A 10659-nucleotide genomic window follows, 5' to 3' on the forward strand; every position below is an offset into this window, starting at 1 on the left:
ATCATTAAATAATCAATAGTTAGTAATAGATAAAAATTACAGACTGTTATTGGGGTCAAATCTCCATATTCCTTATTATATAAGGCTTTCAGGCTTGTTCTCAATTCTCTCATGAATAATGCAGGTTAGCAGATATTACCATTGAAGGAAATGACCGATTAGCAAACTACGTAGTAGCCAGGATGTGGTTAGCCAATTCTAAACCCTTAAATGCCCGTAATATAGAAGAACAACTCCGTTTATTAAGAACCAGTCCCCTAATTAACGATGTAACTGCCAGTCTCAGACCTACAGGAGAAGTGGGAAAAAGTCTTTTAATTGTTACCATAGAAGCAGCCCAAGCATTGACTTTTGAAGCTAGTACAGATAACTTTTCCCCTCCTATTATTGGTTCTGAACGCATTGGAGGTAAACTAGAATATCGCAACTTACTGGGGTTTGGTGATACCATCACCGGAACCTATAACCATACCACTACAGGGGAGTCTGATACTTTTGATCTTAACTATAATATTCCCCTCAATGCGATGGAAGGAACCCTGCAACTAAGAACTTTTATCAGTCGCAGCGAATTCGATCAACAAGTAACCTTACCGATTATTAGTGAGGGACAAATCAGTTTAGAAAGCTTTGAAGTGGAACTAAATTCCGACTATGAAATCTATTCCCTTAACTATCGTCAGCCGATTATTCGTTCTTTAAGGGAAGAATTAGCGGTTTCGGGGGGATTTACTTATCGCGATGGTTCTCCAATTGAAGCCCTACAAGCCTCTGGTTTACCTGTTATCTTAGCAGAATTTTTCGCTGAGGTTGGTTTAGATACTGGTTTACAAGCGATCGGGGTTTTAGGTCCAGATTTGAACCAAGATCGAACCAGTGTCTTTAATTTGGGGGTTGATTATGTCAGTCGAGATCCCGAAGGTGTCTGGGCTTTGAGTTCTCAATTTAATGTTGGAACGGGAATTTTTGATGCAACTATTCGTCCTAGTCCTTTTGCTGATAGTCGTTTTTTTAGTTGGTTATTCCAAGCGCAACGGTTACAACAAATCGGAACAGATAACCTCTTAATTATGGTGGGAAGTTTACAATTGAGTCCCGATAGTTTGTTGTCTTCTCAACAATTTGTTATCGGTGGAGGACAGTCTATTCGAGGGTTTCGTCAGAATGTTCGGTTTGGGGATAATGGCTTTCGTTTTTCGATTGAAGATAGGATTACAGTAGCAAGAAATGGGGAAGGAAATTCGGTGTTTCAAGTTGCACCTTTTTTGGATTTAGGACAAGTTTGGAATAATCCAGATAATCAAGATTTATTACGGAATAAAACTTTTTTGGGTGGTTTAGGGTTTGGATTGATTTTTACTCCTATTAATAATTTAAGTATTCGAGTTGACTTTGCCCTACCTTTGGTTGATTTAGAAGATAGGGGCGAGAATGTACAGGAAGAAGCGGTCTATTTTGACGTTAAGTATCGCTTGTAGGTTCAGGTTTAGGTTCACAAAATTGGTGAGATTCTATGGCTTTTATCTCCTCTGAAAATATTTCTTGATTACTATACATTTCTCGGATAGAATCAGACCATAGTTTTCGTTCTGCGAAATATTTAACTCGTTCTTTAGCTATTTTTTCCTTGGAATTTTCTGCTGATTGTAGAGTTTCTTCTAAACTTTTTAAATCATTTGATATGATTTCTTTTGTTTTTTGATTCATCATTTTAAATCTTGCCCATTTAGGATTATCTGAGGGCATATTTGTCCAAGAATATTCTTTATTTGGTTGTAAGGGTTTTCCGTTATAAACAATACTGTGAGTGATTAATTCATTAGAGTTATTAGACTGGGGAACTCTATAAGTCCACATAGTTTCCTCTTCTGTTTCTGGAAAATTTTTAGTTCCGACAACAATTTCGTTGACATTACCTTGTACTAAAAATAAAGGTTTTTCACTCCAAATTAGTCTTCTTCCATCCTCTTGTTGATTATTGGATTCCTTTTCTTTTAGTTTTTCTGGGACAATCAAACAAATTGTATCGTTGCCGCCACGAGATGCTCCCGTTCCTTTTTTTCGTCTTAAAGCATTCAACATATCTCCCCAAGATAAAGCAAGATAGGTTATATTTTCGGATTTATCTATGATGTTCTGTTGGTGATGAGAATCATGAATAAATTCTTTAACTTGATTAGCTTGTAATGGAAAAACAATTAATAAGAGAATTGAAATAAATAAGCTGAAATATACAACTATTTTTTTGGGTAATTTAGACATAATACATGACTCCTAAAATTAAACAAAATTCGTGCTATGATAACAGTTTCTTGTGATAAGAATAGTGAAGCGTAAGCCAAAAAATTAAACTGGGTAATAACCAAGGAATGAGAATACCTAAAGAAACAAATATTTGTAATGTTATCCATCCATACATAATATTTACTACTCCTAAAATTATAGAAATTGTTTTTATATTCTCTAATTTTTCTATAAGAAATACACTGATAACTTTAGCCATTAATATTGATAGTAAAGACATCAAAAAATCGGGAACAGCAATGACTAATCTTCGGTTTAAAAAGTGATGAATCATATAAGCATGAGCTTCCCCTCCTGTCAAGTTTTTTTCAGACCATCCGCGCCAGTAATTAAAAGCAAATGGTACTGTAAAATTATCTTCATTTTCTTTTTCCACCCCTACTTCTTTATATCCTCCAGGTGCAATTAGAATCAACTTTGAGTTCAAATTTATTTCTTGATTATTTTGCACTTCACAAGTTCCTAATAATTCACAAGCAGAGATAGTTTGATACGCTTTATCAGGAGGTATGGAAAAATCAATAATAGGTTGAAACCACTGAAAAAAGTGGGATATGGGAAGAATATTTAATGAATAAAGGAAACGGCTAGTTTTATTACTACTTGATAGAACTGAACAGGATGTCACCAAATTTTCGTCGTTAGTGCCAGAATTATTATTATTGAGAAAACAAGCGTAGTTTAAAGCTAATTGATAAGCAAAAGGAGGAGAAAAAAAGTCATTCCTGCGATCGGGTAGTTCCACATACCACTGATAAAATTTAATATTTCCCTGTTGATACCAATTAGAATCTAATGTAATAATCTCTTCTGATATACTGCCTTCCAAAGTATTTTCTGAATCTATCGTCGCAAAAACAAACTTAATTTCTTCTGTCTTAGTAATAGCATTGGCTAGATTTTTGGTCTTATTGGGTTGTGTTTGAGTTTGATCTAAAATATAGTCAATACCGATAACTTTAGCTTCAATATTACTAGCTGCTTCAATTAATTTTCCTAAGTAACTATAATCAATAGGATTTCTTTCTCTTATTTCGGCTTGGACTAAAGATTTGTTGTCAATTTGTACTAATAGTAACGGAGATTCTACCTCGGAAGGAACCTGATGAGTAAGATTACGATAAAAAGCCTGTATTAACAAACGAGGTTCTAAAAGTAAGTCTTGTATGGGTGGTAATAAACTAAAAAAAAGTAACACTCCTATAGCCCAAAATTTTGGGTATTTTTTTGGTATATTATGACTTGGAATGTAACTTTTTGAGGGAGCATCCCATTTTTGTAAAAGCATAACCCAAAATAATGATAACCCAAGGATTTCAGCACCTCTTAGAAAAGCTAACGTGCAAAATTGGGATGCTCCCCTTTTTGAAGGTTTAGGAGGTGGTTTATCAGTTATTTCTGTATCATTTTTTCTATCACTTTCTATCTCTGCAATTTTTTGTTGACATTCTTCGATTCTCTTTCTTAGTAAAAATTTTTTCTCTGGATCGATAATAATCGCTTCTTCTCTGCGAAACATCACTAACTTTTCTTTCCAAGTTTCTAGATCCGATTGGTCCCTAGACATCTCACTTATCCTCCCAATTCCTCTATTTTATCAATACACTCTTGAATTCTCTTTCTCAGTACAAATTTTTTCTCTGGATCAGTAATAATCACTTCTTCTTTCCGAAACATCGCTAACTTTTCTTGCCAATCTTTCACTGCTTCTGGATCGCTATAGTTAATGCTTGTCTTCTCTTGTGCAATATTAGGAGTAGATATTCTTTTCTCGGAGTCTTTTTCCTGAGTCCCAAATTGATACTCAATAGCCTTAATTAGCTTCTCAAAACCATTCGGTTGCCAATAGTCTAACCACTGAATATCCTGGAGATTCAAGCCATAATCTGACTGTCTTATCTCCGGTATTTGACAGTCATCGAATTTTAGGGGAATTAAATATATCTCCCCTGGTGGTAACTCATCCAACATTTTCATGGCCATCTTAAACTCGCGCTGAATGTAACCTCGTTTACTGATAGAAGTTGAGGACAAACAAGCGATGAATAGATCACTGCTTTTTAAAGCTTTAGGAATCTCCTCTCTCCAATTCTGTCCTGGAATTAAATCTTCCTCATCCAACCAAGGTTTATACCCTGCTTTTAGCAGCTTGATATAGAGTTCTCTAACCTGTGGTTTATCTTCACTAGCATGGGCGATAAAAATTTGTGGTGGATTCGCTACCATTTTCTTTAAATCCCTTGAGAACTTATTTTAAACCTTAATAGTGGTATCTTACCATAGGATAAATTATTCAAAAATAAATATTTGTTAACCTATAGTAGTCAGTTGATTAATAATAGATTAAGTAAATTTTATTTCGCCTCTGGTTGATAATATTCATGGCTTAAGAATGGGACAGACATTAATTGTCCTATACTGTCTCCTATGGTAACGTTTAATCCTTCTCCTCCTGCTTTTGTTTTAACATAAGCTAAGCCAATATATTCATCTTCTAATTGTATAGAACTGGTCAAAATACCAACTTTTTTATCATCCAATATAACAGTATTTCCTGCTTTGACTGGTTGGTTTAATTTCACACCCCATAAACGCTGTTTAACTCCTTGATAAGTATTCAACCTAGCAATAGTTTCTTGTCCAATGTAACACCCTTTATCAAAGGAAATAGTTGACCACAAACCAGTTTCTAAGGGGTTATAATCTTCCGTTAATTCTTGATCTGGATAAGGTCGTCCCTGTTTGATTCTTAATTGTTCCCAAACACAATCACCAATAGGCATTATTCCTAAATTAATCATTGTTTCCCAAACTATCTTAGCTTGATTTTCTGGGACAATTAATGTGTAACCAGGCAGTTTTAAACCAGTACCATAACCGATGATAATTTTCTCATCATTCGTTGTTACAAAATTATGTTGGTTGGTAGATAATTCAGTTATAGAATTATTAGCTATATCCCATTGATTTAGCTTGGTATTAGCTTCTTTTCCTATAATGGTAAAAACTGCATTTTTGTCAGAAATGTCGCTAATTTCTACCTTATCCATTGGAAAAATATAGCGATCCATCCAGTCATATAAAAATTTCTGACGGTTAGGAGAAACTAATAAAATAACACTATCTTCTGTAACATAAGCGGTTACTAAATCTAGGGTTCTTCCCGTAGAATTGACAAAAACAGTGTCACATAATTGTCCAGGTTGCAAACTATTAATATTATTAGTAGTTTGATTATGGAGAAATCTTAAGCGATCGCTTCCTGTCAATTTTAATAGTCCCCAATGACTGCGATCGCATATTACAACATCATTATAAGAACTTTTAAATCCTTGACTATCATTGCCAAAACTTTCGACAATGTTTCCATCTTCTGTTAAGATAGCACCAGATTTTTTTTGTAAGTCTCTTAATTCTTGTAGCATAATTTTTGTTAAACTTTTATTTCAAATTTCAGGAAAGTTGTTGATAATAGTTTGGATAGTTTGTTCTGCTTTGGTTTTTAGATTTTGCCAATTAATTTCTTGGTCTTCATTAAAAAGACTGTCATCAATTTCTACCATCATACTATCTTGAGATGATTGGTTTGAAGAAAATTGATAATCTATAAAACAAACTTTAAAACAAATATCCCAAACATTTATTGTCACAGAAGCATCCTCATGGGTTAAGCTTAATTGATGTCCTGGTAAGGGTTCTTGAACTTCTTCATAAGTGGCGACTAAATTGGTTTTTTCTAGTTGTTTACGAAGGTTATCCATGACTAGAAACAATACAGGTTGCATCAGTATATCTGCTTTTTCCCAATCTGTAGCATTCTTGAAAGTTGGCTTCATTAATTAATCCTTGATAAGGGACAATCGACGATTATTTGCTAAGCTTAAATTAGGACTATCTTCTAGGTTACAATAAGCACGACTGAAGCTTAAAGGGGCTTCTAAAGCGTGTTCTTCTAGAAAGCTATTGTCACTCATAATTTTATCAGTTTTTCCGTCATAAACCACCTGTCCTTTACTTAATATAATGGTTCTCTCACATAACTCCCAAGCCATGTCAAGATCATGGGTTGCAACCACTAGGGTTAAAGATAATTTATCTAGTAAATTAATCAGTTGACGACGGGAACGAGGATCGAGTTGTGCCGAGGGTTCATCTAATACTAATACTTGCGGTTTCATGGCTAAAACACCAGCGATAGCAACTCGTTTTTTTTCTCCCCCTGAAAGATTATCAGGGTTACGATCAGCATAGATTTCAGGGTTAATATTAACCGCTTCCATTGCTTCTATTACTGTTAATTTTAATTCGTGTCCTTTTACTCCTCTATTCATGGGACCAAAGGCTACATCTTCCCAAACTGTGGGCATAAATAATTGATTATCAGGGTTTTGAAATACTAAGCCCACAAAGTTACGAATATGGACTAAATTGTCATCATTAATTGTCCATTCTCCGATGCTTATTTCTCCAGTTTGTGGCAAGAAAATACCGTTTAAATGAAATTGTAAAGTTGATTTCCCTGAACCATTTGCACCAATCAAGGCAACTTTTTCATTAGCTTTAATTGACAAATTAATATTATCAAGAGCTAAGTTTCCATCAGGATAACGATGACTAAGATTTTTGATAAATACTGGATTATGGTGCATAATTAAATAGTAACAAATTCCCTCACTTAAATTTAGGATAACTTAACTAGAAGCACTGGTATAATATCTTAAGGCAAATTGCCAAAAGCAGTGAGAAATTATCAAGAGAACTATGGCTAATAAACCTGAAAATAATAGCCATATTCCTTGATTTCTTCCCAGTAAAATTTCAGCCGGAACTGTGGTTAAAAAGGTAACAGGAACCACCAAAGTAAAGAAAATTCGATAGGCAGCCGGGTAAGCAGAAATAGGATATCTTCCTGCTTCTAATAACCCTTTTAATACTTCCGTCACATTGTAAATTTTGACAAACCAAATACTGGTAGCCCCCAACATAAACCAAATGCTATACAAGCTAATAATAGCACATCCAACTGTTATGAAACTTAAGAAATAATTAGGAATATTTAACTCTAATTGAAAACTGGCATAAATGATAATAATTAAACCAAAAAGAACATCAGAGAAACCCCAAGGAGATAGACTTCTTAAAGATAACCAATACTGACTACTAATAGGTTTTAGGAGAATAAAATCGAGAGTTCCTTGTTGTACTTGTTCGACGATACGATTCAAATTAGGAACTAATAATGCAGCAGAAACTCCCTGTAATAAGGTGAACATTCCTAAAACAACTAAAGATTCGTTCCAACTCCATCCTGGAAAAGTATAGTTGGTACGATAAAATAAAAATAAAGTAAAAATACTTCCTGTTAAACTGATCAAACTACTAAAAACAGCAATTAAAAAATTCAAACGATATTCTAATTCTGCTGCGATCGCTGTTGACCAAAATAACTTTAAAACTTGTAAATAAACGACAATTTTTTTCATAGTTTAAAATCAAGGCATCCATTCTACAATAATACTAAACTGACTATCTTTTTTTACCCGTGAATTTTGTTTTTCAATTTCCGTTGCCAAGCGAATTTGTTTAGTAATAGCATAACCAAAAGAAACATTAGTTACCCCAACTTCATCATCATCTCCAGGAGAAATAAATGTTTGAGAAAAAGACAGATCAGCAGCACCAGATCGAGATAAAGGAAAGATTATTTTACCACCAATATTAACCCCATCTTCTGAATAATTATTGGTACTAATAGAACGATAACCAACCACAGGAGCAACATTAACATAATAACCTAAAGGTAATAAATAATACTGTAAATTAACTCCTCCTGCGTCCCTTTTTCCAAAAGAAGTTTCATAGTCTCCACTAACAGTTAAACCGGTGCGACCAATAAAAATATCATTCACAGAAATATTAATTCCTCCATCGTGTTGAGTAGAAGGAAATTCCGCATATCCTATACCTATTCTAGTACGAAAACTAGGATCATGATTAATATCTTCCAAAACATTAGGAACCTCTTTCATCCATCGTTGTAAAACTGAACTATTATTAATAACTTCTGGGGGTAAATCAAGAGAATTTTCCGAACTAGAATCAGCCGTTTGGCTGTAAACAGGATCAACTATAGTAGAAAATGCTGTCAATATTATCACACAAGAAAAAGCCTTAAAATTTAACTTACTTTTCTGATAAAACATATTGAAAATAAAGTTTAGATAAAGGGTTTAACAATTGGACTTAAATTAACACAAAAGTCACCAACAGGTTGCAAGATAGCTTGACGACCAGTCCCCTCATTATAAGATAATTGAATCTGTAAATAATTTACAGGAAGATAAGATAACTTTTCAGGCCATTCAATAGCAGTAATACCCGGTAATGCTTCCCCTTCTTCCCAATATTGTTCTAAATATAATTCTGCCACTGCTTTCGGTTCGAGACGATACAAATCTAAATGATACAGGGGTAAACGTCCTTGATGATACTCATTAATCAAAGTGAACGTAGGACTAACAATAGCATCAGTTATACCTAAACCTTCTCCTATTCCTTGTACTAAGGTGGTTTTCCCTGCCCCTAAGTCCCCTTTAAGCAACAAAACAGACCCTTCAGGCAAATTTTGACCTAATTTCTGGCCAAGGGCTTTTGTTCCCTCAAAATTAGCTAATATCAAAACATTAGAGGGTCTCATCATCTTGTTTACCATGAATAAAAATCGGACTTCTTCGAGTAGGAAATTAAATCTTTGGTCATTTTTTCACTTCCAACTAACTTTATTTATTACTTTTTATTTTAATCCGTGACAAAATTATTACATCATTTATGTTGATAAAATTTTAAAGATTCCTCCTTCCTCACAATGACAATTATTAATTGTTAATTATTAAAGAGATTCTTCGTAGTTCGGAATGACACACAAAGATATAAAATCAGAATGACAATTATTAATTATCTATAGTATAAAAAATGTTGGTCACTTATGTTTGTACTTACACAACCAACACAACTAATAAGCGAGCAACAATTTTACTTAAATTAATATCAAAAAAGCCCTAACTTTGTTCTTCTTTTTCCATTTTCTCCTTAGCTTCTGCCACTCTTGCTTCAGCAGTTTTCATAACTTCCTCCATATTTTCTATTATTTCTCCTGGATGATTTTCTAGAATTTTAGTAGATAAAGCAATGCGATTTTTATACTCATCAATAGTCAAAATCATCACTTTAATTTCTTGATTATACTTAAACAAATGGTTCAAATCATCCACACGGGAACCACTAACTTGCGTAATATGTAAAAGTCCAGAAACCCCTTCAAAATCTACAAAAACACCATAAGGTTGAATTCTAGCAACCTTTCCACTCACTAATTGACCTACCTGTAACTTATCCATTCTCGCTGCTGCGATCGCCTTACGTTGGGAAAGAACTAATTTATTAGCAGCTTGATTAACCTCTAGGAAAGTAGCAGTTAATAATTGTCCCACTAATGAGTTTAAATCCTCTTTTTCCATGAGATGCGATCGGGGAATAAACCCTTGTAACCCTTCAACTTCGCCAACCACACCCCCTTTATTGGTTCGGGTGACACGCATTTGTACAGAATTACCCAATTCAGCGATTTCTTCCACATTTTCCCAAGCTTCCTTGAGTTGTAGTTGACGACGGGATAGTTTAACCTGTCCATCAGCGTTTTGTTCGCTGATCACAACAAATTCTCTTTCTTCATCAATGGGTAACATTTCAGCCAAGTTAGGACGAGACTGTAAATCAACTTCATTGATAGGAACAAATCCGGCAGACTTACCGCCTATGTCAATATAAGCTCCATCGTCGGTGTGCTGTATAATCTTTCCCCGAACCACTTGGCCTTTTTCGCATTTATAATCGTAGTCATCAAGGGCTTGAGTAAAGTCATCCATAGAAAAGGAAATTTGAGAACCCTTGGGGGAAGCGGAGTCTGAAGTCATAATCGTTAATGATAAGTAAAGACTGATTGATTGGCTAATACTTTGGCTGCATTTAAAACGCTTCCAGAAGCTATTTAGTTCACGGGCTGCCCGACCGCTACTAATCCTCGATCTCTCATAGGGTAACACAAGTTATGCTTTTTGCCGGGCCCAATCTAATACTAAATCCGGTTCTCAAACCTATCTTATATTCTAGAAGAGGCAGGGGGCAGGGGGCAGGAGGCAGAAGGGTTTTCAAGTTTTAAGCTATGCAATTTAACCTGCATTATTCATGAAGAAAAAACAAAACCTAAAAAATAAGAAATTGGCATCAAAAATTATTTTTTATGAAATGGATTTTTTAAAAATCGTGAATTCGGCTAATTCAATCACTAAAAACTAG

Annotated in this window: 11 protein-coding genes; 1 reads left to right on the forward strand and 10 read right to left on the reverse strand. The window is 34.4% G+C overall.

Annotated features, from left to right (window positions below; translation table 11 throughout):
• Nucleotides 1-182: 182 nt before the first annotated feature.
• A complete protein-coding gene (locus tag QNJ66_RS24865; RefSeq protein ID WP_300511349.1) occupies nt 183-1478 on the forward strand; it encodes a ShlB/FhaC/HecB family hemolysin secretion/activation protein in 1296 nt (431 codons plus the stop codon).
• On the opposite strand, the gene QNJ66_RS24870 is transcribed toward QNJ66_RS24865, so the two are convergent.
• The 10 genes from QNJ66_RS24870 to QNJ66_RS24915 all read right to left on the reverse strand — a co-directional run bounded on the left by QNJ66_RS24870 (nt 1462) and on the right by QNJ66_RS24915 (nt 10277).
• Nucleotides 1462-2262, reverse strand: coding sequence for a hypothetical protein (locus QNJ66_RS24870; protein ID WP_300511350.1), 801 nt, complete (start codon nt 2260-2262; stop codon nt 1462-1464). The genes QNJ66_RS24865 and QNJ66_RS24870 overlap by 17 nt on opposite strands.
• Nucleotides 2263-2296: 34 nt before the next feature.
• Nucleotides 2297-3871, reverse strand: a complete 1575-nt coding sequence (locus tag QNJ66_RS24875) for a CHASE2 domain-containing protein (protein ID WP_300511351.1) — start codon at nt 3869-3871, stop codon at nt 2297-2299.
• Between the two features lie 5 nt (nt 3872-3876).
• Nucleotides 3877-4530: a toll/interleukin-1 receptor domain-containing protein gene (locus tag QNJ66_RS24880; protein WP_300511352.1), complete on the reverse strand. Its 654-nt coding sequence runs from the start codon at nt 4528-4530 to the stop codon at nt 3877-3879.
• A 128-nt stretch (nt 4531-4658) separates the two neighbouring features.
• Entirely contained in the window at nt 4659-5729 is a 1071-nt protein-coding gene (locus tag QNJ66_RS24885) for a folate-binding protein (RefSeq protein ID WP_300511353.1), read from the reverse strand.
• A 21-nt stretch (nt 5730-5750) separates the two neighbouring features.
• The gene (locus QNJ66_RS24890; protein ID WP_300511354.1) at nt 5751-6140 is read right to left on the reverse strand and encodes a hypothetical protein; all 390 of its coding nucleotides are present in this window, start codon (nt 6138-6140) and stop codon (nt 5751-5753) included.
• A 3-nt stretch (nt 6141-6143) separates the two neighbouring features.
• On the reverse strand, nt 6144-6953 hold the full coding sequence (locus QNJ66_RS24895) for an ABC transporter ATP-binding protein (RefSeq protein WP_300511355.1): 810 nt from the start codon (nt 6951-6953) through the stop codon (nt 6144-6146).
• 42 nt (nt 6954-6995) lie between these two features.
• Nucleotides 6996-7787: an ABC transporter permease gene (locus QNJ66_RS24900; RefSeq protein WP_300511356.1), complete on the reverse strand. Its 792-nt coding sequence runs from the start codon at nt 7785-7787 to the stop codon at nt 6996-6998.
• A gap of 9 nt (nt 7788-7796) precedes the next feature.
• Nucleotides 7797-8507 carry a hypothetical protein gene (locus QNJ66_RS24905; RefSeq protein ID WP_300511357.1) on the reverse strand — a complete coding sequence of 237 codons (711 nt, stop codon included), beginning with the start codon at nt 8505-8507 and terminating at the stop codon, nt 7797-7799.
• 14 nt (nt 8508-8521) lie between these two features.
• Nucleotides 8522-9004, reverse strand: coding sequence for a tRNA (adenosine(37)-N6)-threonylcarbamoyltransferase complex ATPase subunit type 1 TsaE (tsaE, locus tag QNJ66_RS24910; RefSeq protein WP_300511358.1), 483 nt, complete (start codon nt 9002-9004; stop codon nt 8522-8524).
• Between the two features lie 358 nt (nt 9005-9362).
• A complete protein-coding gene (locus QNJ66_RS24915) occupies nt 9363-10277 on the reverse strand; it encodes a S1 RNA-binding domain-containing protein (RefSeq protein WP_300511359.1) in 915 nt (304 codons plus the stop codon).
• Nucleotides 10278-10659: the final 382 nt, after the last annotated feature.

This window comes from Crocosphaera sp. (genome assembly GCF_030064895.1).
Lineage (GTDB): Bacteria > Cyanobacteriota > Cyanobacteriia > Cyanobacteriales > Microcystaceae > Crocosphaera.

What these genes read in the sequence shown, in the direction of transcription:
- QNJ66_RS24865 (WP_300511349.1), top strand. Translation starts at nt 183, where the DNA reads ATGTGGTTAGCCAATTCTAAACCCTTAAATGCCCGTAATATAGAAGAA.
- QNJ66_RS24870 (WP_300511350.1), bottom strand. Translation starts at nt 2,262, where the DNA reads ATGTCTAAATTACCCAAAAAAATAGTTGTATATTTCAGCTTATTTATT.
- QNJ66_RS24875 (WP_300511351.1), bottom strand. Translation starts at nt 3,871, where the DNA reads ATGTCTAGGGACCAATCGGATCTAGAAACTTGGAAAGAAAAGTTAGTG.
- QNJ66_RS24880 (WP_300511352.1), bottom strand. Translation starts at nt 4,530, where the DNA reads ATGGTAGCGAATCCACCACAAATTTTTATCGCCCATGCTAGTGAAGAT.
- QNJ66_RS24885 (WP_300511353.1), bottom strand. Translation starts at nt 5,729, where the DNA reads ATGCTACAAGAATTAAGAGACTTACAAAAAAAATCTGGTGCTATCTTA.
- QNJ66_RS24890 (WP_300511354.1), bottom strand. Translation starts at nt 6,140, where the DNA reads ATGAAGCCAACTTTCAAGAATGCTACAGATTGGGAAAAAGCAGATATA.
- QNJ66_RS24895 (WP_300511355.1), bottom strand. Translation starts at nt 6,953, where the DNA reads ATGCACCATAATCCAGTATTTATCAAAAATCTTAGTCATCGTTATCCT.
- QNJ66_RS24900 (WP_300511356.1), bottom strand. Translation starts at nt 7,787, where the DNA reads ATGAAAAAAATTGTCGTTTATTTACAAGTTTTAAAGTTATTTTGGTCA.
- QNJ66_RS24905 (WP_300511357.1), bottom strand. Translation starts at nt 8,507, where the DNA reads ATGTTTTATCAGAAAAGTAAGTTAAATTTTAAGGCTTTTTCTTGTGTG.
- tsaE (WP_300511358.1), bottom strand. Translation starts at nt 9,004, where the DNA reads ATGATGAGACCCTCTAATGTTTTGATATTAGCTAATTTTGAGGGAACA.
- QNJ66_RS24915 (WP_300511359.1), bottom strand. Translation starts at nt 10,277, where the DNA reads ATGACTTCAGACTCCGCTTCCCCCAAGGGTTCTCAAATTTCCTTTTCT.